Origin of the sequence: Dactylosporangium sp. NPDC005555, from assembly GCF_040605635.1 — a bacterium.
In the GTDB taxonomy this organism is placed as follows: domain Bacteria; phylum Actinomycetota; class Actinomycetes; order Mycobacteriales; family Micromonosporaceae; genus Dactylosporangium.
Window position 1 is genome coordinate 14,500 of record NZ_JBEXDG010000028.1, and the last position, 26,398, is coordinate 40,897.

Annotated in this window: 24 protein-coding genes; 4 read left to right on the forward strand and 20 right to left on the reverse strand. The window is 73.0% G+C overall.

The genetic code is table 11. The annotated features are described in order from the left end of the window. Position 1: 1 nt before the first annotated feature. The 13 genes from ABZS58_RS28395 to ABZS58_RS28455 all read right to left on the reverse strand — a co-directional run bounded on the left by ABZS58_RS28395 (position 2) and on the right by ABZS58_RS28455 (position 10,965). Entirely contained in the window at positions 2-1,579 is a 1,578-nt protein-coding gene (locus ABZS58_RS28395; RefSeq protein ID WP_354786270.1) for a class I adenylate-forming enzyme family protein, read from the reverse strand. After that, positions 1,572-2,297, reverse strand: coding sequence for an SDR family oxidoreductase (locus ABZS58_RS28400; RefSeq protein WP_354786271.1), 726 nt, complete (start codon positions 2,295-2,297; stop codon positions 1,572-1,574). The genes ABZS58_RS28395 and ABZS58_RS28400 overlap by 8 nt, the downstream gene beginning before the upstream one ends. Next, complete coding sequence (locus tag ABZS58_RS28405; RefSeq protein ID WP_354786272.1) at positions 2,297-3,196, reverse strand: enoyl-CoA hydratase; 900 nt, start codon at positions 3,194-3,196, stop codon at positions 2,297-2,299. The genes ABZS58_RS28400 and ABZS58_RS28405 overlap by 1 nt, the downstream gene beginning before the upstream one ends. Then, a complete protein-coding gene (locus tag ABZS58_RS28410) occupies positions 3,193-4,143 on the reverse strand; it encodes an acyl-CoA dehydrogenase family protein (RefSeq protein ID WP_354786273.1) in 951 nt (316 codons plus the stop codon). Before ABZS58_RS28410 ends, ABZS58_RS28405 begins: the two co-directional genes overlap by 4 nt. Positions 4,144-4,153: 10 nt before the next feature. Then, a complete protein-coding gene (locus ABZS58_RS28415) occupies positions 4,154-5,293 on the reverse strand; it encodes an acyl-CoA dehydrogenase family protein (protein WP_354786274.1) in 1,140 nt (379 codons plus the stop codon). Positions 5,294-5,412: 119 nt separating this feature from the next. Then, the gene (locus ABZS58_RS28420) at positions 5,413-6,147 is read right to left on the reverse strand and encodes an enoyl-CoA hydratase family protein (protein WP_354786275.1); all 735 of its coding nucleotides are present in this window, start codon (positions 6,145-6,147) and stop codon (positions 5,413-5,415) included. Further along, positions 6,144-6,521, reverse strand: coding sequence for a MaoC/PaaZ C-terminal domain-containing protein (locus ABZS58_RS28425; protein ID WP_354786276.1), 378 nt, complete (start codon positions 6,519-6,521; stop codon positions 6,144-6,146). The genes ABZS58_RS28420 and ABZS58_RS28425 overlap by 4 nt, the downstream gene beginning before the upstream one ends. Next, a complete protein-coding gene (locus tag ABZS58_RS28430) occupies positions 6,518-6,943 on the reverse strand; it encodes a MaoC family dehydratase N-terminal domain-containing protein (RefSeq protein WP_354786277.1) in 426 nt (141 codons plus the stop codon). Before ABZS58_RS28430 ends, ABZS58_RS28425 begins: the two co-directional genes overlap by 4 nt. Positions 6,944-6,952: 9 nt before the next feature. After that, positions 6,953-7,708, reverse strand: coding sequence for an SDR family oxidoreductase (locus ABZS58_RS28435; protein WP_354786278.1), 756 nt, complete (start codon positions 7,706-7,708; stop codon positions 6,953-6,955). 2 nt (positions 7,709-7,710) lie between these two features. Further along, positions 7,711-8,352 carry a gamma carbonic anhydrase family protein gene (locus ABZS58_RS28440; protein WP_354786279.1) on the reverse strand — a complete coding sequence of 214 codons (642 nt, stop codon included), beginning with the start codon at positions 8,350-8,352 and terminating at the stop codon, positions 7,711-7,713. After that, a complete protein-coding gene (locus ABZS58_RS28445) occupies positions 8,352-9,401 on the reverse strand; it encodes a nitronate monooxygenase family protein (RefSeq protein WP_354786280.1) in 1,050 nt (349 codons plus the stop codon). Before ABZS58_RS28445 ends, ABZS58_RS28440 begins: the two co-directional genes overlap by 1 nt. After that, positions 9,398-10,153, reverse strand: coding sequence for a CoA-transferase (locus ABZS58_RS28450; protein WP_354786281.1), 756 nt, complete (start codon positions 10,151-10,153; stop codon positions 9,398-9,400). Before ABZS58_RS28450 ends, ABZS58_RS28445 begins: the two co-directional genes overlap by 4 nt. Beyond that, complete coding sequence (locus ABZS58_RS28455) at positions 10,150-10,965, reverse strand: CoA-transferase (protein ID WP_354786282.1); 816 nt, start codon at positions 10,963-10,965, stop codon at positions 10,150-10,152. The genes ABZS58_RS28450 and ABZS58_RS28455 overlap by 4 nt, the downstream gene beginning before the upstream one ends. A 171-nt stretch (positions 10,966-11,136) precedes the next feature. On the opposite strand from ABZS58_RS28455, the gene ABZS58_RS28460 reads away from it, so the two are divergent. Continuing rightward, positions 11,137-11,730 carry a TetR/AcrR family transcriptional regulator gene (locus ABZS58_RS28460; RefSeq protein WP_354786283.1) on the forward strand — a complete coding sequence of 198 codons (594 nt, stop codon included), beginning with the start codon at positions 11,137-11,139 and terminating at the stop codon, positions 11,728-11,730. A 29-nt stretch (positions 11,731-11,759) separates the two neighbouring features. Here ABZS58_RS28460 and ABZS58_RS28465 read toward each other — a convergent pair whose 3' ends face one another. The 3 genes from ABZS58_RS28465 to ABZS58_RS28475 all read right to left on the reverse strand — a co-directional run bounded on the left by ABZS58_RS28465 (position 11,760) and on the right by ABZS58_RS28475 (position 16,151). Further along, positions 11,760-14,654, reverse strand: coding sequence for a BTAD domain-containing putative transcriptional regulator (locus ABZS58_RS28465; RefSeq protein WP_354786284.1), 2,895 nt, complete (start codon positions 14,652-14,654; stop codon positions 11,760-11,762). 290 nt (positions 14,655-14,944) lie between these two features. After that, positions 14,945-15,745, reverse strand: coding sequence for a hypothetical protein (locus ABZS58_RS28470; protein ID WP_354786285.1), 801 nt, complete (start codon positions 15,743-15,745; stop codon positions 14,945-14,947). Beyond that, positions 15,738-16,151, reverse strand: a complete 414-nt coding sequence (locus tag ABZS58_RS28475; protein WP_354786286.1) for a hypothetical protein — start codon at positions 16,149-16,151, stop codon at positions 15,738-15,740. Before ABZS58_RS28475 ends, ABZS58_RS28470 begins: the two co-directional genes overlap by 8 nt. 105 nt (positions 16,152-16,256) lie before the next feature. Between ABZS58_RS28475 and ABZS58_RS28480 the strand changes: the two genes are divergently transcribed. Beyond that, the gene (locus ABZS58_RS28480) at positions 16,257-20,147 is read left to right on the forward strand and encodes a CHAT domain-containing protein (protein WP_354786287.1); all 3,891 of its coding nucleotides are present in this window, start codon (positions 16,257-16,259) and stop codon (positions 20,145-20,147) included. Positions 20,148-20,178: 31 nt separating this feature from the next. Here the strand turns inward: ABZS58_RS28480 and ABZS58_RS28485 are convergent, their stop codons facing one another. From ABZS58_RS28485 to ABZS58_RS28500, 4 genes are read right to left on the reverse strand one after another with little or no spacing between them, the layout of a single operon-like run. After that, positions 20,179-21,033 carry an SDR family oxidoreductase gene (locus ABZS58_RS28485; protein ID WP_354786288.1) on the reverse strand — a complete coding sequence of 285 codons (855 nt, stop codon included), beginning with the start codon at positions 21,031-21,033 and terminating at the stop codon, positions 20,179-20,181. Beyond that, on the reverse strand, positions 21,033-22,226 hold the full coding sequence (locus tag ABZS58_RS28490; protein WP_354786289.1) for an acetyl-CoA C-acetyltransferase: 1,194 nt from the start codon (positions 22,224-22,226) through the stop codon (positions 21,033-21,035). The genes ABZS58_RS28485 and ABZS58_RS28490 overlap by 1 nt, the downstream gene beginning before the upstream one ends. 28 nt (positions 22,227-22,254) lie before the next feature. Continuing rightward, positions 22,255-22,914 (reverse strand): SDR family oxidoreductase, encoded by a 660-nt coding sequence (locus tag ABZS58_RS28495; protein ID WP_354786290.1) that lies wholly within the window; start codon positions 22,912-22,914, stop codon positions 22,255-22,257. Positions 22,915-22,917: 3 nt separating this feature from the next. Then, complete coding sequence (locus ABZS58_RS28500; RefSeq protein ID WP_354786291.1) at positions 22,918-24,408, reverse strand: FadD3 family acyl-CoA ligase; 1,491 nt, start codon at positions 24,406-24,408, stop codon at positions 22,918-22,920. 46 nt (positions 24,409-24,454) lie between these two features. Here ABZS58_RS28500 and ABZS58_RS28505 point away from each other — a divergent pair, with 46 nt between their 5' ends. Continuing rightward, entirely contained in the window at positions 24,455-25,594 is a 1,140-nt protein-coding gene (locus ABZS58_RS28505) for an acetyl-CoA C-acetyltransferase (protein WP_354786292.1), read from the forward strand. Further along, positions 25,569-26,348 (forward strand): SDR family oxidoreductase, encoded by a 780-nt coding sequence (locus ABZS58_RS28510; RefSeq protein ID WP_354786293.1) that lies wholly within the window; start codon positions 25,569-25,571, stop codon positions 26,346-26,348. The genes ABZS58_RS28505 and ABZS58_RS28510 overlap by 26 nt, the downstream gene beginning before the upstream one ends. Positions 26,349-26,398 lie beyond the last annotated feature (50 nt).

The window sequence follows — 26,398 nt, forward strand, 5'->3', positions numbered from 1 at the left end:
GCTATCGGAGCGGGAACCGCCGGGCCGCGTCGGTGCGCAGGGACGCCTTGTCCACCTTGCCGCCGGTGCCCAGCGGCAGCGACGGCAGCGCGACCAGGTATTCGGGCCAGTTCTGCTTCGACACCCCGGCGGCGTCCAGGTGCGCGCGCAGCGCGTCCAGGGTGAGGTCGGCGCGGGTGACGACGTAGGCGCAGACGCGTTCGCCGAGGACCGGGTCGGGCACGGCGACGACGGCGGCCTGCGCGACCGACGGGTGCCCGCCGACGGCCTCCTCGACGACGAGCGCGCTGACGTTGTGGCCGCCGCGGATGATGAAGTCCGCGATCCTGCCGGTGATGGCTAGGTACCCGTCACCGTCCACGGTGGCCACGTCGCCGGTGAGGAGCCAGCCGTCGGGGCGGAAGAGTGCGGCGTTCGCGGTGTCGTCGTCGAGGTAGCCGGGAGTGCATCCCGGGCCGTTCGCGGCGACCTGCCCCGGTCCCCCGGCGACGTCGGCACCGTCGGCGAGCAGCCGCAGCCGCGCGCCGGGCACCGGACGGCCGGCCGTGGTGAGCCTGGCGGTCCGCGGGTCGTCCACCGTGGTCACCGAGAGCGGGCCGGCCTCGTTGGAGCCGTAGAACTGCAGCACCGCGCAGCCGGTGCGTTCCTCGAACTCGCGGGCCCGGGCGACCGGGACGCGTTCCCCGCCGGTGAACATGACCCGCAGCGACGACAGGTCCGTGGTCGCGAACGCCGGGGAGTTGAGCAGCATGATGAACTGGGCGGTGACCGCGCACAGGACGGTGACCCGGTGCTCCTCGATGCGCCGCAGCGTCTCGGCGGCGTCGAACTCGGCGGTGAGGACGGTCGGGTAGCCGTACATGGCGGGCACGACGTGGGCGCTCCACAGGCCGAAGCCGTAGGGTGCGGGCAGGACGCTGGCGAAGACCTCGTCGTCGCCGAAGCGGCCGGCGGCGTGGGCGAGCGGCCCGAAGTACTTGCGGTTGTTCATCGTCTGGCGAACGCATTTCGGCAGGCCCGTCGTGCCGGACGTCGAGTTCACGAAGAACAGGTCGTCCGCGCCGAGCCCGGCGCCGGTGTGCACCGTGGACGGCAGGTCGTCGAGGTCCAGCACGACGTGCCGGGGTGCACCGCAGCGGGCCGCGATCTCGTGCCCGGGCCGCCCGCGGTGGGCCGGGCGGGTGGCCAACCCGGCGGCGCCGGACTTCGCGAGGATGTGGGTGATCTCGGCGTCGCCGGCGCGCGGGCCGATGCCGACGGTGACGAGGCCGGCCTTCTGCGCGGCGAGGTACGCGATGTGGGTCAGCGCGCCGCCGGTCAGGAGCACGGCGAGCCGGTCGCCCGGCGCGAACCCGGCGTCCACGTAGGACCGCGCGAGGCGGGACGACAGGATGTCGTAGTCGCCCCAGGTGAACGTGCCCTCCGGAGCGATGAACGCGGTCCGCGACGGGTCCTGCCGCGCGACGAGGGACGCGATCGTGTCCTCGGTCCAGGCGCCCGAGGCGTGGTGCGCGGCGACGACGCCCGGCGGGTACTCGGACCCCGGCGCCCCGATCGGGTCCGGTCGGTGCTCAGACACCGGCGCCTCCGTCGAGGCGGAGCACGGCGCCGGTGGCGAAGCGCGCCTCCGCCGAGCCGAGATACGCGATGGCGGCGGCGACCTCGGCCGGGTCGGCGACGGGCGGGTCGAGCAGCGCCCGCGCGTGCCCGGCCAGCCGCGGGTCCTGGTCCGGCGCCGGCACCAGGGACCGCTTCAGTGGCGTGTCGACCGATCCGGGGCAGACGCAGGCGACCCGCACGCCGTCCGGCGCGTACTCGACGGCGAGCGACCGGGTCAGCGCGACGACGCCGCCCTTCGCGGCGGAGTACGCGGCGCTGTACCGCCAGCCGCGGACCCCCGCCAGGGACGCGACGTTGACGATCGCGCCGCGCGAGGCGACCAGGTGCGGCAGCGCGGCCCGGCAGGCGAGGAACGTGCCGGTGAGGTTGACGGCGAGAATCCGGTCCCACTCGGCGAGCGTGACGTCGGTGGTGTGCGCGGACGCGGCCACCCCGGCGACGTTGGCGAGCAGGTCGATCCGCCCGCCCCACCCGGCCGCGTCGGCGACGGCCGCCGCGACCTGGTCCTCGTCCCGCAGGTCGCAGACGATGCCGTGCACCCCGGGAAGGTCGACGGTGGCGACGTCGAGGCCGGCGACGCGGGCGCCCTCCTGCACCAGCCGGGCCGCGGTGGCGGCACCGATGCCGGAGGCGGCGCCGGTGACGAGGGCGACGCGGCCGTCGTACCGGCGCGGCATCAGCGACCGCCGTCCGTGTCCCGCACCGCACGCGGGATCGGACCGGCGGCGGCGTGACCGTGCTGCTCGCGCATGGACCGGGCGTCGTGCCCCGCGAGGGAGTCCTGGCCGACCTCGGCGTTGTGCGCGTGGGCGACGTGGTGCAGGCCGAACACGGAGTCCATCCCGGCGCGCAGCCCCATCAGGTCCTCGGCCTGGTTGACGGCCTTCTTCGTCAGGGCGAGGCCGAGGCGCGGCATCTGCGCGACCCGGTGCGCGATGTCCATCGTGGACGATTCCAGGTCGGCGCGGGGCACGACCCGGTTGACCATGCCGAGCTGCAGCGCGCGGTCGGCGTACACGCGCTCGCCGAGGAACAGGAACTCCTTCGCGTGCCGGGGACCCATGACCCACGGGTGCGCGAAGTACTCGACGCCGGGGATGCCCATCTTCACGACCGGGTCGGCGAAGAAGGCGTCGTCGGCGGCGACGATGAGGTCGCAGCACCAGGCCAGCATGAGCCCACCGGCGATGCAGGCGCCCTGCACCATGGCGATCGTCGGTTTCGGCAGCTCCCGCCAGCGCCGGCACATGCCGAGGTACACCTCGGACTCGCGGGCGAAGCGGCTCTCCGCGCCGGGTTTGCCGACGTGGTCCCACCAGAGGCCGGCGCGGCGCGGGAACGTGGTGTCGATGTCGCGGCCCGGCGTGCCGATGTCGTGCCCGGCGGAGAAGTGCTTGCCCTCGCCCGTGAGGACGATGACCTTCACCTCGTCGTCGTCGGCGGCACGGTACAGGGCGTCGTCCAGCGCGTAGGTCATCGCCGAGTTCTGCGCGTTGCGGTACTGCGGCCGGTGCATGGTCACGACGGCGACCGGGCCGTCGGTGCGGTAGCGGACGACGTCGTCCTCGTCGGTCATGACAGCTCCTTGGCAACGGGAAGGCCGATGGTCTCCGACAGCGCGTCCAGGTGGTCGCCGGGTCCGGCGAGGGCGGCCAGGGCCCAGGCGCGTTTGGCGTAGCGGTGCAGCTCGTATTCGACGGTGTAGCCGATGGCGCCGTGGCACTGGATCGCGGCGCGGCTCGCGGTGTGCGCGGCCTCGGCGGCGAGCACGACGGCCGCGCCGACGGCCGCGCCGACGTCCACGGCGGCGTCCACGGCGGCGTCCACGGCGGCGTCCGCGGATGCGGATGCGGACAGCGCCCAGGCGGCGGCGAGGACGGCGGGGCGGGCGAACTCCAGGCCGAGGTACGCGTCGGCGAGCTGGTGCTTCACGGCCTGGAAGCTGCCGACGGGCGCGCCGAACTGGTGGCGTTGCTTGACGTAGCCGACGGTGAGCTCCAGCATCCGCCGGCCGAGCCCGACGAGCTCGGCGGCGTGACCGAGCGCGGCCCGGGCGGCGGCCGCCTCCACCAGCGCCCTGTCGTCGGTGAGGATCCCGCCGCCGACGGAGAGGACCGCGCCGAGCGAAGTGTCCACTGTGGACGCCTCGGCGGCGGCGACGCCGACCCGCGCGACACCGTCGCCGAGGTGCAGGATCAGGTCGGCGTCCGCACCGAACGGGGTGATGCCGCCGGGTCCGGCGACCGCGACCCGCAACCGCCCGCCGGCGGCCGCGGACGCCCGCTCGTCGCCGAGCGCGGCGAGCAGCGGCACGGCGACGAACGCGGTCGCGGTCACCGGGAGCGCGACCGTGGCGAAGCCGATCTCTTCCAGGACCGGCGCGAGGTCGGTCTCGTCCAGGCCCAGGTCGGTCATGGCGCCGAACAGGCCCATCTCCGCGAGCGCCGGCCAGTCGGCGGCGGCCAGGGGCGCCCGGACCGCGTCGCGGAGCGCGGTCTGGTCCTCGGTCAACGCGAACCGCACGGTGGCTCCTTCACGCTCGGGGCAGGCCGAGGACGCGCTCGGCGACGATGTTGCGCTGGATCTCGTTGGTGCCGGCGTAGATCGGCCCGGCGAGCGAGAACTGGAAGCCGCGGGTCCACGGCGAGTCGAGGACCGCCTCCCCGCCGAGCAGTTCCAGGGCGATCTCGTGCAGCTCGATGTCCAGCCGTGACCAGAAGAGCTTGTTGAGGCTGGACCGGGCGCCGGGCGCCCGGCCCTCGACGAGGTCGGTGACCTGGTTGAGGGTGAACAGCTGATAGGCGCGGGCGTCCAGCCAGGCGCGGGTGATCCGCTCCCGCAGCGCGGGCCGCAGCCGGTCGCCTTGTGCGAGAGCGAGGGCGACGAGCCGCCGCGCGGTGTGCAGGAAGCGGCCCGGGGAGCGCAGCGTGAGGCCGCGTTCGGAGCCGGTGGTGGACATGGCGACCTGCCAGCCCTTGCCGACCTCGCCGAGGACGGCGTCGTGCGGGACGAACACGTCGTCGAAGAACACCTCGGCGAAGCCCTCGTCGCCGTCGAGCCGCCCGAACCCGCGGACGGTGACCCCTTCGGCGTCCAAGGGGACGAGGAGATAGGTGAGGCCGCGGTGCCGGGCGGCCGCCGGGTCGGTGCGGAACAGGCCGAAGATGTGGGTGCTGAACGCGCCGCGGGTCGTCCACGTCTTCTGCCCGGTGATCCGCCAGCCGCCGTCGACGGCGGTGGCGCGGCTGCTGATGGCGGCGAGGTCGCTGCCGGCGCCGGGCTCGGACCAGCCCTGGCACCACAGGTCCTGCGCGGCCGCCATCCTGGGCAGCAGCGCGTCCTGCTGCTCGGGTGTGCCGAACTCGAACAGCGTGGGGGCGAGCAGGAAGATGCCGTTCTGCGTCACGCGCTGCGGCGCGCCGGCGGCGTAGTACTCCTCCTCGAAGATGAGCCACTGCCACAGGGAGGCGTCGCGGCCACCGTACCGGCGGGGCCACGAAACAACGGCCCAGCCGGCGTCGAACAGGGCACGCTCCCAGTGCAGGTGGGCGGCGAAGCCCTCGCGGGTGTCGCCGGACGGCAGCGACCCGGGCACGTTGGCGCGCAGCCACGCACGGGCCTCGGCGCGGAACGCCGCCTCTTCCGGGGTGTCCTCGAGGGAGATGCCGCTCATGCCGTCACCTCCGCTACGCTCCGGCGCCGGCCTGAGCCAACACTGCGCCCATGGTGAGCGGCCCCTCCGCTACGCTCCGGACCACTCACGCCGTCACCTCCCCCTATGCTCCGGGCCGCTCATTGCCCGAACTCGTCCCGGACCTTGTCGGCGACGCCGGTGAGGTTGAGCTCGAACGTGAAACCCTGCTCGTAGCGGTAGCTGCGCTTCGGGTCCCACGGGTCGATGCCGTTGAGGGACTCCTTCGCGGCGCGGATCACCGCCGGGTCCTTGGTGGCGATGTCGTGCGCGACGGCGAAGGCGGCCGCGCGCAGCTCGTCGCGGGGCACGACGGTGAGGACGGAGCCGAACGCGTGCAGCTCGGCGGCGGTCGCGGTCGCCGACGTGTACATCATGGCCCGCATCTTGTGCTGCGGCACCAGCCGGGACAGGTGGGTGGCGGCGCCGAGCGCGCCGCGGTCGACCTCCGGCAGCCCGAACGTGGCGTCGTCGGCGGCGATGATGACGTCGGCGTTGCCGACCAGGCCGATGCCGCCGCCGAGGCAGAAGCCGTGCACGGCGGCGATGACGGGGACGGGACAGTCGTAGACGGCGCTGAACGCGGCCGCGCAGCCGCGGTTGGCGCCGACGAGCGCGCCGTGACCGGTGGCCGCCTGCAGCTCCTTGATGTCGACGCCGGCGTTGAACCCGCGGCCCTCGGCGCGCAGCACGACCGCGCGGACGGCGGGGTCCTGCCCGGCGGCGTCGAGCGCGGCGGCGAGCGCGAACCAGCCGGCGACCGGCAGCGCGTTCACGGGCGGGTTGGCCATGACGATCTCGGCCACCCCGAGCTCGTCCACTGTGGACTCGATCACGCCGTCTCCATGGGGTCAGAGGCAAAGGTGGCCCAGCCGTACACCGCGACGGTGCCGTCCTGGGTGGTGCACGTCATCTCGACGTCGAAGCTGTCGTCGCGGGTCGCCACGACGCTGCCGTCGCAGGTGACGGTGTCGCCCGGGAAGACCTGGGCGGCGAACCGGACCCGGAAGGAGCGGATCGCGGCGGCGCCGAACCGGTCGGTGGCCCAGGTGGCGAGGAACCCGGCCTGCAGCATGCCGAGCGCGAGGGGTGCCGGCATCCCGGCGGCGAGGGCGAACGGCTCGTCGTGGTGGATCGGGTTGAAGTCCCCGGAGGCGCCCTGGTAGCGCACGAGGTCGGTGCGGGTCAGCGGCCCGCGGACGAACGTCATGCCCGCTCCACCCCGGTGAGGCGGACCGTGGCGACGTGCCGGCCGGTCCCGTCGTGGAACTCGGTCACCATCACCGCGAACGCCAGGCCGCCGCTGCGGCCCTCCTTGCGGGTGATCGACTCGATCCTGGAGACCCCGGTGAGCCGGTCGCCGGCGCGTGGCGGCGGGCCGTGGAACACGAACTCCTGCTCGGCGTGCAGGCCTTTGCGCTGGTCCATCGCTACGGCCTGCCACGGGTCGGCGTCGCCGGTCTGCCAGAAGAACGCGGTGGTGAGGAACGTCGGCGGCGCGACCGGGTCCTCAGTGGACAGATATGCCGGATTCGAGGAGCCGGTGGCCCGGGCGAACTCGCGGATCTTGCCGCGCTCGACGTCGAGGGTGAACGGCTCCCCGGTGCGCCCGACGGCACTGTCGTCGACCATGCAGGGCTCCTAGGGGTGTTGGCTGCTGACGGAGACGACCTCGCCGGTCATGTACGAGCTGTACTCGCTGGCCAGGAAGACGATCACGTTGGCGATCTCCCACGGCTCGGCGGGCCGGCCGAACGCCTCGCGGGTGGACAGCTCGGCGAGCAGCTCGTCGGTGGTGACCTTGGCGAGGTGCGGGTGCATCGCGAGGCTGGGCGCGACGGCGTTGACACGCACGCCGGAGCGGGCGGCCTCCACCGCGGAGCAGCGGGTGAGCGCCATGACGCCCGCCTTCGCGGCGGCGTAGTGCGCCTGGCCCTCCTGGGCCCGCCAGCCGATGACGGAGGCGTTGTTGACGATCACGCCGGTCCCGCGCGGGATCATGTGGCGCAGCGCCGCCCGGGTGCAGCGGAAGGTGCCGGTGAGCGTGACGTCCAGGACGGTGCTCCACTGCTCGTCGGTCATGTCGACGACGGCCGCGGTGCCGCCGAGCCCGGCGTTGTTGACCAGCACGTCGAGGCCGCCGCCGAGGTGCTCGACCGCGGTGGCGAAGAGGTGCTCGACCTGCGCCTGGTCGGTGACGTCGCAGGGGATGCCGGGGACGCCGAGGCGTTCGGCGGTCTCGGCGAGGCGGCGCTCGTGCCGGTCGGAGATGACGACGCGGGCGCCTTCCTCGACGCAGCGTTCGGCGGTGGCGGAGCCGATGCCGGTGCCCGCGGCGGCGGTCACCAGCACGGTGCGCCCGGCGAGCAGCCCGTGGCCCTGCGTCCTGTTCGGCATGCTCATGACTCTACCAAGCGCTTGCTTGGTTCGCTAGAGGCGCGCCGGGCCCGGTCGATCGGGATCGCGGTCGCCGAGGACGTCGACAGGCGCGGCCGGTCCGGCTCCTCCGCCGGCAACGGCGAGACCGCGCGCAGCGAGTCCCGGCTGCGCACCGCCAGGGTCTGGTACACGCCCGTGCCGTGCGCCTTCCAGGAAAGCTCCGTGTCCGTCAGGTCCCGCACGATCTTTGCCGGTACACCGGCGGCGAGGGTCCGTGCGGGGACCTCGAACTCGGCACGCACCAGCGAGTGGGCGCCCACGAACGCGAACTCCCCCACGACCGCGTCGTCGAGGACGACGGCGTTGATGCCGATGAGGGCGCCCTCGCCGACCTGGCAGCCGTGCAGGACCGCGCCATGGCCGACGTGCCCGTCGACGCCGAGCGTGAGCGTCGTGCCGGGGAACGTGTGCAGCACGCACGAGTCCTGCACGTTGGAGCCCGCGGACAGCACGATCCGGCCGAAGTCGCCGCGCAGACTGGCCAGGGGGCCGACGTAGCAGCCGGCGCCGACGTGCACGTCGCCGATGAGGACGGCGGTGGGGTGGACGTACGCGGTCGGGTGGACGACCGGGATGACGCCCTCGATGGAGTACGCGGGCATCAGGCCAGCCGCTTCAGCGTGTCCGCGGCCTCGGCCATGATGCGCTCGATCAGCTCCGCACAGCTGGGCAGGTCGTCGATGAGCCCGGCGACCTGGCCGGTGGCCATGACGCCGGCGTCGGCGCGGCCGTCGACCATGGCGGCGCGGATCAGCATCGGGGTGTTGGCGGCCAGGACGAGCTGGCTGAGGCGCAGGTCGTGGCTGCCGCGCATGGCCCGGCCCTCGCGCAGCATGCTCAGCCAGGACCGGCCGGTCGCCTTGCGCAGCGCCCGCGCGCTGGCGACCGCGCGGGGCAGCTTCCGCAGCGCGCCGGCGTCGCCGAGGCCGTCGACGAACGGGGTGCGCAGGACCCGCTGCGGGACGCCGTCCAGCGCGGACGTGACGACGGTGTCGGTGACCGTCGCGTCGAGGTAGCGCTGCTTCACCGCGGCGCCGACGGGGCTGTCACCGGTGAGCAGGAAGCGGGTGCCCATCGCGATCCCGGCGGCGCCGTAGGCGAGCGCGGCGACCAGGCCGCGACCGTCGAAGAAGCCGCCGGCGGCGATGACGGGGATGTCGACGGCGTCGACGACCTGGGGCAGCAGCAGCGTCGTCGGCACGGGCCCGGTGTGGCCGCCGCCCTCGCCGCCCTGCACGACGACGGCGTCCGCACCCCAGGCGGCGACCTTCTCGGCGTGGCGGCGGGCGCCGACGGACGGCACCACCACCACGCCCGCGGCCTTGAGCCGTTCGATGAGCTCGGGCTTCGGCGCGAGCGCGAACGAGGCTACCCGTACACCTTCCCGGATGAGCAGATCGGCGCGCTTCGCGGCATCGGGGGCGTCGGCGCGCAGGTTGACACCGAAGGGGGCGTCGGTGCGGCGCCGGACGTCGGCGATCCCGGTCTCGAGGTCCTCGTAGGAGAGCGTGGCGCTGGCGAGGATGCCCAGCCCGCCGGCGTTCGAGGTGGCGGCGGTCAGCTTCGCGTCGGAGACCCACCCCATGCCGGTCTGCACGATGGGATACCGGACGCCGAACAGCTCACAGATCGGCGTCCGCAGGGCCGTCACCCCTCCACCTCCCGCGCCCTGACCGTGCGAGGGTCGATGACCTCACGGATGAGCGAGAGCTCGGCCTCGGTCGGCAGCCGCGTCTGCGGCACGTCGGCGGGCATGGACAACTCGAAGCCGGTGGCGGCGCGGACCTCGTCGACGGTGACGCCGGGGTGCACGGAGACCAGGCGCATCCGGTGGTCGTCGGTGTCGAAGTCGAACACGCCGAGGTTGCTGACCACCCGGCGGATCTCGTGGTAGCGCCCGGCGGTGGGGTTCGCGGCGGCCCGGTCGTAGCCGATGCCGCTGACCATGTCGACGGCGGCGACGAACGAGCGTTGCCCGTGCCGCGGCACCCAGTAGCTGGTGGGGTGGTTGACGGTGTTGCCGGGCGCGCCGCGGACGCCGAGCAGCGCCCGGGTGGGGCGGGCGAAGTCGCCGATGGCGGAGATGTTGGCGTTGCCGTAGCGGTCGATCTGGCTCGGGCCCATCATGACGTGCCGGCGGCCGGTGGACAGCAGGTCGAACACCGCCCGGAACGGGATCCAGCCCTCGATGACGGGTGGTGTACCGCCGATCGCCCAGGTGCCCTGGGTCAGGTACGCCTCGCCGTCGGACAGCAACAGGTCGGGGGCGAACGTGGCGCGCGCCAGACGGGCGGCGATGCTCGGCACGACCCCTGTCGGGCTGGCGAGGATCTCCCCGTCGCCGCGCCAGACCTCGGCGCAGGCGACGACGCACACCTCGGCTCGGGTAACACCGGTGCTCATGTCAGGACCCCCAGGTACCGGTCGTAGAAGGCGGCCCACGCCTGCGGGTCGGCGGCGGCGGCGACGTATTCGCGCTGGAACGCCTCGTCCCTGCCGTAGTCGGGGTCGCAGGACGTGAAGTGCGCGCCGCGGGGCGCCTCGACGACGCCGTGCACCATCCACCGCTGCAGCAGCAGCGACTGGACCGGCGCCTCCCGGGTCAGCTCGGCGGTGTCGACGATCTGCTCGCACGACACGTAGGCCTTGTCGGCGGCGCTGCAGAAGAGATCGTCGAAATACGGGTCAGCCCCGAGATACTGGGCGTTGCCGTGCACGTCGGCCCGGTTGAGGTGGACCAGCGCCGCGTCCAGGCGCACCGCCGGAATCGCGACGAGCTCCTCGTCGTCGTAGGGCGACGCGACGGTCCGCAGCTCCGGGTTCACCTTCAGCACGTCGGAGCCGAGGCCGGCCCGGCTGGGCATGAAGGGCAACCGGCACGCCGCGGCGTAGAGCGCCCAGCGCAGCATGCCCTCGTCGTACTCGGTCACCTCCACCGCGCCGGACTGGCGGGCGGCCCGGAAGTGCGGCTCCAGGGGGATCGTGTCCAGGGACACGAACCCGTACACCAGGCGACGGATCTTCTTCGCGGCCAGCAGGAGCCCCACGTCGGGGCCGCCGTAGCTGACGATCGTCAGGTCGGTGAGGTCGGAGCGCAGGATCGCGCGCACCAGGGACATCGGTTTGCGTCTGGATCCCCAGCCGCCGATCCCGATCGTCATGCCGGAGCGCAGCTGCGCCACGACCTCGTCTTCGGTCATCTGTTTGTTCGCCATCGCCGCCTTCTTCACCGCGCAGCCTGGACCTTGCCCGGTGAACGTACCAAGCGCTTGCTTGATTACGCTACACTCGCCGACGAGCCGTATCTCACGGCCGCGGCCCACGTACACTCCTGGTGCCAACGGGATCGACGAGGCTGCATCACGACAGCGGTGAGGAAGTACGGAATGGCCCGAGAGCCTGGGGATCGACGCGAGCGGATTCTCGCCAGCGCCGCGGCGCTGTTCGCGCGCAAGGGTGTGTCGGCCACGACCGTGCGGGAGATCGCCGACGAGGCGGGCATCCTGTCCGGCAGCCTGTATCACCACTTCGAGTCCAAGGAAGCCATGGTCGACGAGATCGTGACCTCCTACCTGGAAGACCTGCGGACGCGGTACAAGCGCGTGCTGGACGGCGAGAGCCACCCGCGGACCCGGCTGCACGACCTCATCGTGGCGTCGCTCGAGGTCGTCGAGGCGCATCCGCACGCCACCGAGATCTACCAGAACGACGTCAACTACCTGACCCAGATCGAACGGTTCGGATACCTGCGCACCGCCGGCAAGGAGGTCCAGCAGACCTGGCTGTCGGTCATCGAGGCGGGCATCGCCGAGGGCGTCATCCGCGACGACCTCGACCCGAAGATCCTCTACCGGCTGATGCGTGACGCCGTCTGGCTGTCGGTCCGCTGGTTCAAGCCGACCGCGGCGTATCCGATCACCCGTCTGGCGGAGGACTGCACGTCACTGTTCCTGGACGGCCTCGCCAAGCCCGCCGCCTGACGCTGACGCGGGCCGCCCGCCGCTGTGCCTCAGCGCGGTGTCCCGCCCTCCGCCTGCCGCCGCCTGACAGCTGCCGCCTCGCGGGTGCGCCCCTGCGACTCGAACAGCGCCAGGGCCGCCAGCCATGCGGTGGCGGCGTCCTTGGGGCGGCCCAGTGCCACGTACACCTCGCCGAGGTGGGTGAGCGTGTCGCCCTCCTCGTAGGTGTCGCCGAGCATCCGGCGCAGTTCCAGGGCGCCGCCGTAGTGGCGCAGCGCCTCCGCGGGCCGCCCCCGGTGGCGGGCGATGTAGCCGAGGCTGTCGCGGGTGTACGCCTCGGTCTCCAGGAAGCCGTGCGCGCGGCAGATGGCCAGCGCGCGGCGGCAGTACCCGTCGGCGTCTTCGTGCTGCCCGACCCGGGCGTGATACCAGCCGACGGCGTTGAGCGCCTCGGCCTCGCGCGCCGGGCCGGCGAGGGTGGCCCGGATGCGCAGGTTCGCCTCCGCGTGGGTCAGGGCCTGCCGGTCGTCGCCGGCGTGCTCCCAGGCGAGGGCGAGGTTGAGCTGCGTCTGCGCCTGGCCGTCGGGGTCGGCGGCCGTCTCGTACCCGGCGACGGCCAGATGCAGGTGGTGCAGCGCCCTGTCGTGCCGTCCGAGCGGCACGTACGCGCGGCCCAGCAGCCGGTGGTTGAGCGCGGCGGCACCCGGATGCGCCCCGGTCGCGGGCAGCGCGGTCTCCAGCATGGCGACCCGCTCCGCGAGCAGTGCCCGCCGCCACTGGTAGGTGTCGAGGGCCCACGCGAGCCGCCACACCTCGGCGTGCAGGCCGTCCTCCGCCGCCGCCCGCTGGATGGCCAGCAGGCAGTCGTGCTCGGCCGCGAACCAGGCCATCGCGTCCTTCACCGGCGCACCCGGGCTCGCCACGATCGGCGTGCGTTGCGGCGCCAGCACCCGGTCGGCGGCGATGGCGTCGTCGGTGTAGTGCGTGGCGAGCCGGGCGCGGGCGAGCCTGGCGGTGCCGTCGGGCTGGTCGGCGGCGCAGCACTCGGCGGCGTACAGGTGCACGAGGTCGTGCATGTGGAACCGGCCGGGCGTGTGCTCCTGCAGCAGGTACGCGGCGGTCAGCCGGCGCAGCGCGGCGCGCGTCCGGCCGGCGGGCTGCCCGATCAGCTCCGCCGCGGCCCCCAGCCCGATGTCCGGCCCGGGCGCGGCGCCCAGCAGCCCGAACGCGGCTGCGAGGGGCGGCTCCAGGGCCCGGTACGACGCGGCGAACACCGCTCGCAGGTCGGCGTTGAGGTCGCCGGCGTCGAGCGCGTCCAGCCGCGCGGAGCGGTCGTCGAGCTCCTCCGCCAGGGCGGCGAGCGTCAGCCCGGACTGGATCCTGGCCCGCGCCGCGATGATGCTGGTGGCCAGCGGCAGTCCCGCGCAGTGCGCGACGAGCGCCGCGGCGGCCTCCGGCTCCTGCGCGGCCCGGCTCGTCCCGAGGTGGTGCACGAGCAGCTCCCGGCCCTCCGCGCTGGGCAACGCCTCCAGCGTCAGCGGCCGGGCGCCCGCCGACGTGACGAGGCCGGCGAGCTGCCGCCGGCCGGTGACCAGGACCGTGCAGGCCGGGCTGCCCGGCAGCAGCGGCTCGACCTGCGCGGAGGTGCGGGCGTTGTCGAGCAGCACGAGCATCCTGCGGCCGGCGACGACGCTGCGGTACAGCGCCGACCGGCCCGCCAGGTCCGCCGGGATCTCCGACGGCGCGACGCCGAGTGCTTCCAGGAAGCCACGCAGCGCGACGGATGCCGGCACCGGGTCGTCGGCGGGGTCGAAGCCACGCAGGTCCACGTACAGCTGCCCGTCGGGGAACCGGGCGATGTCGCGGTGCGCCCAGTGCAGCGCGAGGGTGGTCTTGCCGATGCCGCCGGTGCCGCCGATCGTCACGACCGCCATCGCGGCGCCCGCGGCGGCGACGCGGTCGACCTCGGCCAGCTCCCGCTGCCGGCCGACGAACACGGCCGGGGGCGCCGGCAACTGCCGGGGCACCTGCCAAGGTCCGCCGCCGGCGGCCGGCCCGGGACCACCGGCGGCAACCGGGTCGGGGTGGCCGGGGCCGGCGAGGGCGGGGTCGCCGGTCCCGGCGCCGGCAAGAGTCGGGTCGCCGGTCCCGATGTCGGCCGGGGTCAGGCCGCCGGTCCCGGCGCCGGCAAGAGTCGGGTCGCCGGTCCCGATATCGGCCAGGGTCGGGTCGCCGGCGAGAATGCGCCGGTGCAGGCGTCGCAGCGGCGCGCCGGGCTCGCCGCCCACGTCCTCCCGCAGCCGTTCCCAGGTCAGCCGGTAGCGCGCCAGCGCGTCGGCGGAGCGGCCGCCGCGGTACAACGCGAGCATCAGCTGACCGGTGACCCGCTCATCGAGCGGATGCGCCTCGGCGCGGGCGAACAGCTCGCCCAGCAGCGCACCGTGGCGGCCCAGCCGCAGCAGGACGTCGCCGTGGTCCAGCGCGGCGGCGTGCCGGTCCCGGTCGGCGGCCTCGCGCTGCAGGTTGAAGTACGGGGTGTCGAGGTCGCCGAACGCCGTGCCCCGCCACAGCTCCAGCGCCTCGCCGAACAGGCCCGCGGCGGCCTCGTCGCCGGGCGCGGTGCGGGCCCGGGCGCACAGCAGCCGGAACCGGTGCAGGTCCACGGCCTCAGGCTCGGCCGCCAGCAGGTAGCCACCCGCGCGCCGGCGCAGTGCCGCCCCGGCGCCGAGGACCCCGCGCAGGCGCGACAGGTAGCTGTACAGCGTCGGCCGCGCCCGCCGGGGCCTGGCCGCCCCCCACACCCGCTCGACGAGGTCCTCGGTCGGCACGACCCGGCCGGCGTCGACCATCAGCGCCGCCAGCACGCCGCGCTGGCGCGCGGGGCCGACGTCGAGCGGCGCCACCCCGTCGATCGCCTCGACGCCGCCGAGCAACCGGAACTTCAACGCCACCTCGCCCGCCCGATTCAAGGTTGTCACAACGTTCCCGCATGCATCCTCGCGCATCGTGGGCGAATCGTCGGAAACGAAATCACGGGAGATTCCATGGGGTGGGCGTCGGCAAGGGCAGCGACGGTCGTCACCGCGCTGCTCATCGCGGCTCCTTGCTGAGCCGGCCTGTGCCTGACTCGGCCTGGTGACGGGGGCGGAGCGGGCGGGTCGGACGGTTCCCGGTCCGGCCTTCCCGCTCGGCCAGGTGTGTCGGGCAGGAGTTCGTCGGGCCGCACCCGGCACCCCTATGTCCGAGCGCTTCCCTTTGTCAGAATGTCCCGGATCAACGCCGCGGTTTCCGGCGCCGGCCTGGGGCCGTGGAAGTCCACTCGCAGGCTCTTCGCGAGTTCGCCGAGATTCGTGTCGACGACGGCCTCGACGACAGCCGCCAACGCCGCGGCACTGCTTCGGGCACGCAGGTAGGCGACCGCGGCCACGATCAAGCCGATCGGACCGGCCGGCCACCAGTGCAATGCCCACAGCAGGTAGGCGATGCCCCAGGCCGCCAGCACCGTGTCGGCGTAATACCGAGCGGCCGCAGACGTGACCAGCGCCCGCGTCTCGGGGCTGGCGATGAGCCAGATCCTCGGCCAGACATCCGTAACGGGCAGGCGGTATTCCGCGTAGACTCGAACGCCGACCAGTCGGAACGCATCGCCCACACTGGTGGCCCGGTCAGGGACCTGGTATGAGGAATCCGACGCCGGATCCTGACCGCGCCGCCGGCGATATGCCCGCCACCGGGAAGGCCCACGAGCGACCCAGAGTCTGTGAATACCCTCGTGTCCCAGCGCCTCGGCGGCGTAGCCGAACATCACCGAAAGCACAACGGCCAGGACAGCGACCAGCGGGATCGTCACAGGGCCTTGCGGGAGTCCCTGCCACCAGTCGTTGACGTCGCGAATTCCTTGCGAGAGATGCAAAGGATCGGACGGTCCGACCGCGAGCCAGCCGCAGAAGCAGCAATACAGCAGACCAGGAACGAACACCCCCGTGAGCCAGCGCTGCGACATTCGCTGGCCGAGTGAGCCGATGAGCTCAACCATGATTGTTCGACGCTGAACCGTCGTCTGCCACCGGAATTACCACCATGAACGCCTCGTGCACGTTGCAATACGGGACCACGCCCGTCGCCGGATCACGGGTCTTCCGCAACGCGCATCGCCGGGCCTGTCGTGCGGCAGGGCAGCGATAGACCGTGCTGCCCGCCGGAATTTCCTCGGCGAAGCCGCTGGGCAGCATGCCCGGACTCCACGTGCGGGCCGGACCGAAGGCGGACTCAGGAAGACCGTGCGCCGCCAGGCTGTGCGCGGTCGGCTCCCCCGCCCGGATGTCAGCCAGTGCGGACTCGAGTCGCTGCCGACGTCGCGGGTCGCCCACCAGATCCTCGAGCGCGGCCGGCAGGTCGCGGCACAGCGCTGCGGTCAATTCTCGATCGTCGATCGCCATCATGTCCCTCCCGGCGCTGCGAACTGTCCGGAACCTGACGTAAGCGTCAATGCTGTCATGGTCGCCGGTCCAGGCTATACCTCCCACGCCAGGAGGAGATCAGTCCCGATGTCGCTGCAGGACCTGTTCGACGCGCTGACCCGTCGACTTCGCGCATTCCAGCACGGAGACGCCGGCGAAATCCTGGATCCCCGAGCGCTCGACGAAGCCACGACCTTGTTGGATCAATGCGCCGGAACCGAACATGAGCTCGCCGCGATACATGTCGCCGCCGTTCTGCACTACTACCGTTGTCGAGCGCTGCCGGCGGCGGAGAAGGACCATGAATTCGACCGGTCCGTGCGGTTGTTCGCATTGGTGGACCAGGTCAGGCCGGACCTGGTGCCGCCGGATGTGCGGGACCGGCTCGGCCCCCCGGCGGGCACAGCGGATCCTGACCCCGCGCGCCCGTTGCACCTGGCGTCGCAGATCATGGCTGCCGGCGACTGGGCCCGCCTGGACGAGGCCATCGCCGGCCTGGAAACCGTCCTCGCGGCAGTGGTCCCGGACCGTGTGGTGCACGACCTCGCGGCGGCCATGCTGGCGTCGGCGTTGAAGGAGCGATCCGCCAGGGATTCGAACGAGGCCGACCTGGATCTCGCCATCCAGGTCGCGCGCGAGGCGCTGTCGCGGCACATCGACCAGCCCGCACTGAGTGCCCAGATCCTCACCACTCTTGCGGCCGCGCTGGAGACACGGTTTCACCGCTCGGGCGAGGTCGTCGACCTGGACGATGCGATCAGCGCGGGCCGGGAGGCCACCCGCAAGGACGTCGAAAACCCCGCTCCGTGGAACACCTTGGGCATCTCGCTGCTGACCCGATATCGCCGGACGGCGGACATCGCCGATCTCGACGAGGCGGTTGCGTCGAGCCGCGCCGCGGCGCGCTGCACTCCTGCCGACCACCGGTACCGGGGACAGGTCCTCGCCGGCCTCTTCAATGCGATCTCCGTCAGGTCCGCGGCGACGGAGGACCACGCGGACCTGACGGAACTCGTCGACCTGGCCCGCGACCTGCTTTCACTGGCACCGGAGGGCAGCCAGGACCGCGCGACGAAGCAGACGGTCCTGGCGGAGCTGCTGCTGAGAAGGGCCCGGCTGCACCGCGATGACACCACCTCGGCGGACGAGGCCATCGACCTGCTCCGGACAGTCGCCACCACCTCAGCCGAGCCGGCCGTCCGGGCATTCGCGAAACGCCTGCTCGCCCGCCCCCTGTTCCGGCGGCTGGGGAGCGCTCCGCAGATCGGCGCACTGGACGAGGCCATCCGGCTGGCCGAGGAGGCCGTCGCCGCGACGCCGCCGGACGCTTCCTATCTGCTCAGCGACCTCGCTACCGCATGGGAAACGAGGTTCGGTGTCTCGAATCGGCCCACCGATCTCGACAATGCGATACGGACCGCCCGCGAAGCGATGAGCGTCGCACCCGACGATGCGCTGCTCCTGATGCACCTGCGGCACACACTCGCCCGCTGCCTGCGCACACGATATGAACTGTCGGGCCGGGCGGCGGACCTGGAGGACGCCGTCAGCTACGCGCGTTCGGCGGTGGCTTCCACGCCCGCCGGGGAACCGCCGGATCCCGCCGGTCAGGACAACCTGGCCGTACTGTTGCAGAAGCGCTTCGAGCGGCACAGGCGTCCTGACGATCTGCGCGATGCCGTGCAGGCGGCGCGGGAGGCGGTCACCGCCACCCCGGAGGACGCGCCGGAACTGCCAGGACGGATGGCCACCCTGGCGGTGGCGTTACGGAAGCGGTTCGAGGAGTTCGGCGGGACGGCCGATCTGCACGAATCCGTCCGCATCGTGCGTGCCGCCTTCGCGAAGGCCTCCCCTGAGTCTCCCGCGTGGCCGGTCCTCCGGTCCAATCTCGCCTCCGCCCTCCAGGCCCGTTACGACCGGTTCGAGACCGCCGCCGACCTGGACGAGGCCATCAGGCTCCGGCGGGAGGCGTCGGGGGCGCACGACAAGCTCGCGCTTGCCCGCGCATTGATCGAGCGGTTTTCCCGGTCCGCGGCTATGGCGGACGTCGACGAATGCATCGGCGTCGCCCGGCAGGCGATCGCCGGCACCGGGGACAGGACCCGCGAAGACTTTCACAGCGCACTCGGCATCGGCCTCCTCACGCGATACCGCACGACCGGTCAGGCGGAGGATCTGGACGAAGCGGTCGGCGCCCTGCGGGCATCCGCGGATGCCATGACCACGGATGATCCTGATCGTCCGGCCGCATTGAGCAATCTCGCGGCCGCCCTGGAAGCCAGGTTCGAGGCGGCGGGAGCGGAAGCGGACATCGATGAGGCGGAGCGGCTGCGGACAGCGGCGCAGGACAACGCCGCCGCGCCGGCATTCCGCCGGATAGCGATCGCCTACGAACTGGCGCGGACCAGGGCCCTGCGGCACGGGATCGCGGCGGCGCTGCCCCAGTTCGCCACGACGATCGACCTCCTGCCGTTGCTGACCTGGCGCGGCAGCGAGCATCCTGACGTCGAACACCTGCTGCGAACGCACGTTCGTCACCTGGCCTGCGACGCCGCCGCGGCGGCGATCGCCGCGGGTGAGCCCGAGAAGGCCGTCGAGCTGCTCGAACAGGGCCGTGGGCTGTACTGGGCACAGCTGCTGGACCTGCGCGCGGACCTGGGTGGCCTTGCGGGCGTCGCCCCGCAACTCGCCGCCGAGCTCGTGGAGTGCCGGAACATCCTGGATGCTCCCGGCCCGTACGAGCGGGGCGTGTCGGCGGAGTCGCCGACGGCGATGGCGGCGCGGCTGCACGCGGCCCAGCGGTTCGACGACCTTCTCGTCGAGATCCGCAACCTCCCCGCCAGTGAGATGTTTCCGGAACCACAGCGTTTTCTCATGCCGGTGCCCGCCGCCGGGCTCCTTCCCGGACGCGGCCACGGACCGACCGTGATCGTCAATGTCAGTCGATGGCGCTGCGATGCCTTGATCGTCACCGACGAGGGCGTGACCGCGCTGCCCCTCATGGACCAGACCGGTCAGGGCGACCTCACCCTGGAGGAGGTCTACGCGGTAGCCAACCGCTACCTGCGGGCGCTGCAGAACAGCAGGTCCTCACTTGGACTCAACGCCACCGTGCAGGACACCCTCGAGTGGCTCTGGCGGACCGTTGCCAGACCGGTCCTGGACCGGCTCGGACACACCGCGACGCCGCCGGACGGCAGCGCCTGGCCGAGGGTGTGGTGGTGCCCGACCGGGCCGTTGACCTTGTTGCCGCTGCACGCGGCGGGCGAGGCCGGAGCGGGGACGGACAACGTGCACGAGCGGGTGGTCTCCTCGTACACCACGACCCTCCGAGCGCTGCGGCACATCCGGGTACAGCCGGACACCACCGCGCCGCAGTCGATGCTGGTGATCGCACTGCCGGACACTCCCGGCCAGCGGCGCCTGCCCAACGTCGAGATCGAACGTGACTTTCTGGTGCGCATGCTGCCGTCGTACACCCTGCTCGAAGGTGACCAGGCCGGGCGGGACAGCATTCTGTCGGCGCTCGGCAGGCACCGCTGGCTGCACGGCGCCTGCCACGGAATCCAGCGCCCGGGCCTGCCCGGCATCGGCGGGCTGGTGCCCTGGGACTGGCAGAGCGCAGGCATGGTCAGCGTCATCGATCTCACCAGGCTCCGACACGGCGGCGGTGAATTCGCGTTCCTGTCGGCGTGCATGACCGCCGTCGGCGGCACCCTCAACCCGGACGAGGTCATCACCGTCGCGAGCGCGCTGCAGCACACCGGCTGGCGGCACGTCATTGCGACGCTCTGGACCATTCAGGACGACTACGCGCCGCTGATCGCCGAACGCGTCTACCGCGAGATGCTCCGCAGCGACGGCACGCTCGACGCCGGTCTGGCCGCTGCCGCGCTGCACACGACCATCCGCAGGCTCCGCCAGGAGAAGCCGAACGACCCCGGTATCTGGGCTCCTTTCGTCCATACCGGGCTGTGACGCGCGCTCACCCGACCGCGAGGTGCGCGGATCAGGCGCGGTGCAGGCCGACGGGGCTGATCGGGCCGACGGCGCCGGCTTCGAAGGCCGCCGCGACCTTGTCGACCGTCCAGCCGGGGTCGTGGGCGCCGGCGCCCTGGACGACGGGGTGGGCGATCATCGACAGTTCGTCGCCGTCGATGCGGACGATCTGGCCGTGCAGGGCGGCCGCGGCGTCGGACAGCAGGTAGATCACCGCCGGTGCGTTCTGCGACGGGGTTTTGTGGACGTTCTGGCCCTGGGCGGCCTCGCCGAGGTACGCCTCGAACGTGTCGGCCATCCGGGTGTGCGCGTTCGGGGAGACGGCGTTGACGCGCACGCCGGTGCCGGTCAGGTCCGCCGCCCAGCAGTAGGTGAGGGAGGCGACGCCGCCCTTGCTGGCGCCGTAGGCGCCCATCGCGGCCGAGCCGGCGTGCGCGCCGGACGTCACGTTCACCACCGATCCGCCGCCCTGGGCGAGCATCGCCCGGATCGCGTGCAGGCCGCAGTACGCGGTGCCCAGCAGGTTCACCTCGACGACGGCCCGGAACTCGTCGGGGTCCTGCGCCGACGGGTGGGCGAGGCGGAAGATGCCGGCGTTGTTCACGAGGCCGTCGATCGCGCCGTACACCTCGACGCAGCGCGACACGAGCGCGCCGGCGCCATCCCAGGTGCCGATCGTGCCGGCGACCGCGAGCGCGCGGCCGCCGGAGGCGGTGATCTCCGCCGCCACCGACGAGGCGAGGTCGGCGTCGACGTCGTTGACGACCACCGCCGCGCCCTCGGCCGCCGCGAGTCTCGCGTACGCCGCGCCGAGCCCACGCCCGGCACCGGTGACGACGACCGCCTTGCCGTCCAGGGCTCCCATCAGGCGAGCCGCTCGATGATCATCGCCATCCCCTGCCCGCCGGCGGTGCACATGGTCTCCAGGCCGAACTGCGCGTCGCGGTGCACGAGACCGTTGAGCAGGGTGGTCGCGATCCGGGCGCCGGTCATGCCGAACGGGTGCCCGACCGCGATCGCGCCGCCGTGCACGTTCACCCGGTCCAAGGGGGCGCCGATCTGGCGGTACGCCGGGATCACCTGAGCGGCGAACGCCTCGTTGATCTCGACCAGGTCGATGTCGCCGATGCCCAGACCGGCGTGCGCGAGGGCGCGGCGGCTCGCCTCGACCGGGCCGAGGCCCATGATCTCGGGGCTGAGCGCGGACACGCCGGTGCTGACGATCCTGGCGAGCGGGGTCAGGCCGAGCTCGGCGGCCCTGGTGGAGCTGAGCACGACGAGGGCGGCGGCGCCGTCGTTGAGCGGGCAGCAGTTGCCGGCGGTGACGGTGCCGTCGGGGCGGAACGCCGGCTGCAGCGCCGACACCTTCGCCAGGGTGACGCCGGAGCGCGGGCCGTCGTCGGCGCGCACGACCGTGCCGTCGGGGAGCGTCACGGGCGTGATGTCGCGGTCCCAGAATCCGTCGGCGAGCGCCTTCTCCGCGTTGTTCTGGCTGCGGACGGCGAATTCGTCCTGCTCCAGGCGGGTGATCCCGCACAGTTCGGCGACGTTCTCCGCGGTGTCGCCCATGGCGATGTACACGTCGGGCACCTCGCCACGCTCGCGCGGGTCAGACCAGGGCCGGGTTCCCGTGACACCGTCGAACCGGGGGTTGCGGGTGTCCGGCATGCCGTCGGCCTTGCCGGCCGGGTAGTGGGAGACGACCTCGACGCCGGCGGCGACGAACGCGTGCCCCTCCCCCGCCCTGATCGCGTGGAACGCCATGCGGATCGCCTGCAGCGACGAGGCGCAGTACCGGTTGACGGTGGTGCCGGGCAGCGTGTCGTAGCCGAGCTGCATGGCGACCTGCCGGCCGAGGTTGTATCCCTGTTCGCCGGCCGGCTGGGCGCAGCCGAGCATCAGGTCGTCGAGGGTGCGTGGGTCCAGCGCCGGGACGCGGTCGAGGGCGAGGCGCACGATCTGTGCGGCGAGGTCGTCGGCGCGCACACCGGCGAGGGAACCCTTGTAGGCGCGGCCGATCGGCGAGCGCACCGCCGAGACGATGACGGCTTCGGGCATGTTGACCCCTTACTGGGTGACGGTCCCTTTACTGGGCGACGGTCCAGCCGCCGTCGACCGGCAGCAGGACGCCGTTGATGTAGGCGGCGGACGGGGAGAGCAGGAACAGCACGGCCGCGGCGACGTCCTCGGGGCGTCCGGCGCGGCGCATCGGGTTGCGGGCGATGAGGTCCCGGCCGAGCGGCGTGTCGCCGAACCCGGCCATGCGCGGGGTGTCGATGAAGCCGGGGGCGACGGCGTTGGCCCGGACCGCGGGTGCGATGCGGGTGGCGAGGTGGCGGGTGTACCCGGCGATGGCGGCCTTGCCCGCGGAGTACCACGCGGAGTCGGTGCCGACGAGGTTGCCGGCGACGGACGCGACGTTGACGACGGCGGCGCCCTCGGGTGGTCCGGTGCGCAGCCACGCGCCGGTGACGGCCTCGACGCTGCCGGCGGTCGCGAGGAGTCCGGCGCCGAATTCGAGGGCGGCGCCGCCGCTGGCCGGTCCGGCGTTGTTGACGAGGTACCGCGCCGGGCCGCTCGCCTCGAGGGCGCCCGCGACGGCGTCGGGGTCGCGGACGTCGACGACGAGCCCGCCCTCGGTCGCAGTGAGGTCCCAGACGACCGGGCGGAGGCCCTGCGCGGCGGCGAGGCGGACGATCGCGGCGCCGATGCCGCTCGCGCCGCCGGTCACGATGACGGTGTCCATGCTTCAGGCCTCTCCGCGCAGGGTCGTCTTGAGCACCTTGCCGCTGGCGTTGCGCGGCAACGCTTCCAGGAACACGAAGGACCGCGGCACCTTGTAGTTGGCGAGCCGTTCCTTGCAGTACAGGGCGAGGTCCCGCTCCGACAGCGCGAGGCCGGCCCGCGGCACGACGTAGGCGCGGGCCACCTCGCCGAGACGGTCGTCGGGGACGCCGATGACCGCGACCTCGGCGACGCCGTCGTGCCGGGCGAGGGTCTGCTCGATCTCGGCCGGGTAGGCGTTGAACCCGCCGACGATGAACATGTCCTTCAGCCGGTCGGTGATCCGCAGGTAGCCGCGCTCGTCGAGGACCCCGATGTCGCCGGTGTGCAGCCAGCCGTCGGCGTCGATCGCGTCGGCGGTCGACGCCGGGTCCTGCCAGTAGCCGCGCATCACGTTGTACCCGCGGACGAGGACCTCGCCGCTGGCCGGGTCGACGGCGACCTCGACCCCGTCGATCGCGCCGCCGCACGTGGTGGACACGGTGACGGGGTCGTCGTCGGGGCGGCACATGGTGGCGGTGCCGCACGACTCGGTCAGCCCGTAGGCGGTGAGCACGGTGGCGAGCTTGAGCTCCTCCCGGAGCCGTTCGATCATCACGACCGGGACCGTGGTGGCGCCGGTGACGGCGACCCGCAGGCTCGACAGGTCGTGCCCGTGCCGGTCCGGATGGTCGAGCATCGTCGTGTACAGCGTGGGCGGACCCGGCAGCACGGTGATCCGCTCCCGCTCGATGAGCCGCAGCGACTCGGCGACGTCAAGGACGGGCAGCGGCACGATGGTGGCGCCGCGCAGCAGGCAGGCGATGACTCCGGCCTTGTAGCCGAAGGTGTGGAAGCACGGGTTGACCAGCAGATACCGGTCGCCGGCGCGGAGGTCGGCGAGCTCGCTCCAGGCGACGTAGACCTCGGTGCTCTGCCGGTGCGTGAGCATGGCGCCCTTGGGCCGGCCCGTCGTGCCGGAGGTGAAGAAGAGGTCCGACAGGTCGTCGGGCTCCACGGTCGCGGTGACGTCGCCGGTACGGCCGACGAACGCGTCCCACGCGTCGAACGGTACGATTTCCGATAATTCGGGTATCTCAGACCTGTCGAGGGAGTCGACGTAGCGGTTGCCGAGGAAGCCGTCATCCACCAGCAGCATCCGCGCGCCGCTGCGGGCCAGGATGTAGCCGGCCTCCGCCCCCTTGAAGCGGGTGTTGAGCGGCACGAGCACCCCGCCGGCGGTGACGACACCGAGCGCGGCGACGATCCAGCGCCACGAGTTCGGCGCCCACAGCGCGACCCGGTCGCCCTTGCCGACACCCCTGACGGCAAGGGCCCCGGCGAACCGTGCGACCTCCTCGGCCAGCCCGGCGTAGGTGAGCCGGACGGGACCGTCGACGATCGCCTCGCGGTCGCGGTGGTGCTCGGCGCCGGCCCGCACCAGATCCGGCAGTGTCCGGGCACGCAACGGTTCCATGCCACGCACCTTACCAACCAAGCGCTCGCTTGGTAAGGTGCTCATCATGACGGAGGCTTACCTGGTCGAAGCGGTCCGCACCCCGGTCGGCCGGCGGGGTGGCGGCCTCGCCGGCGTGCACCCAGCCGACCTCGGCGCGCACGTGCTCACCGCGCTCATGGACCGCAGCGGCGTCGACCCGGAGGCCGTCGACGACGTCGTCTTCGGCTGCGTCGACGCGATCGGCCCGCAGGCCGGCAACATCGCCCGCACCTCATGGCTCGCCGCCGGCCTGCCCGAGGCCGTCCCCGGCGTCACCGTCGACCGGCAGTGCGGCTCCTCCCAGCAGGCGCTGCACTTCGCCGCCCAGGCGGTCATGTCCGGCACCGCCGACCTCGTCGTCGCCGGCGGCGTGCAGAACATGAGCGCCATCCCCATCTCCGCGGCGATGCTGGCCGGCCAGGCATACGGCTTCGACGACCCGTTCCGCGGCTCCACCGGCTGGCAGGCCCGCTACGGCGACCAGGAGATCAGCCAGTTCCGCGCCGCCGAGCTCATCGCCGCCAAGTGGTCCCTCACCCGCGAGGAGATGGAGGCGTATGCCCTGGACAGCCACCGCAAGGCCCTGGCCGCCTCCTTCGAGCGGGAGATCGCCCCGCTCGGCGACGTGACCACCGACGAGGGCCCGCGCGCCGACACCTCCCTGGAGAAGATGGCGGGCCTGAAGACACTCACGCCCGGCGGGGTGGTCACCGCGGCCCTCGCCAGCCAGATCTCCGACGGCGCCGCCGCCCTGCTCGTCGCCTCCGCACAGGCGCTGCACACCCACGGCCTGCGCCCCCGCGCCCGCATCCACCACATCAGCGTCCGCGCCGACGACCCCGTCTACATGCTCACCGGCCCGATCCCGGCCACCGCCCACGCGCTGCGCCGCAGCGGCCTCACCATCGACGACATCGACCTCGTCGAGATCAACGAGGCGTTCGTCCCGGTGGTCCTGTCCTGGCAGCGCGAGACCGGCTGCCCCTCGGAGAAGATCAACGTCAAGGGCGGCGCGGTCGCACTCGGCCACCCGCTCGGCGCGACCGGCGCCCGGCTGATGACGACGCTGCTGCACACCCTGGAGGACACCGGCGGCCGGTACGGGCTGCAGACCATGTGCGAGGGCGGAGGCACGGCGAATGTCACCATCATCGAACGCCTCTGAACCGTCCGGGCCGCTGGGTGCGATCGTCACCGGCGGCACGCGGGGCATCGGCCGCGAGATCGCCGTCCGGCTCGCCGGCGCCGGCTACCGGGTCCTGGTCTGCGGCCGCCGGCAGCCGTCCGACCTGCCGGCCGGGGTTTCCTTCGCGGCGGCCGACGTGCGGGAGCCCGCCGAAGCCGCTTCGCTGGTCTCGACGGCGGTCTCCCTGTTCGGCCGCCTGGACCTGGTCGTCAACAACGCCGGGGGCTCGCCCGCGGTGCCGGCCGCGACCGCCTCGCCGAACCTCGTCACGTCGGTCGTCCGGCTCAACCTGCTCGCCCCGTTCTTCGTCGCCCAGGCCGCGAACGCCGTCATGCAGGCCCAGCCGTCCGGTGGGCTCATCGTCAACATCGGCAGCGTGTCGGCGTTCCGCCCGGCTCCCGGAACCGCCGCATACGCCGCGGCCAAGGCCGGCCTCGAAACGCTGACCCGCGCCCTCGCCCTGGAGTGGGCGCCGAAGGTCCGCGTCAACACCGTCACCGCCGGCGTGGTCCGCACCGACGACAACGCCGCCCACTACGGCGACGAGGCCGCCCTCGCCGCCGTGGCCGCCACCGTCCCGATGGGCCGCATGGCCACCCCCGCCGACATCGCCGACGCGGTGCTGCTGCTGGCCTCCCCGCTCGCCACGTACCTGACCGGCTCGAGCCTGCTGGTCGACGGCGGCGGCCAGCTCCCCCGCTACGCCGAAACCGCCCACCCCGCGCAGCCCTGACCGGAGGGACCCGCCATCCCGGCTCAGCGGGGGACGCGGCCCCGGCACCG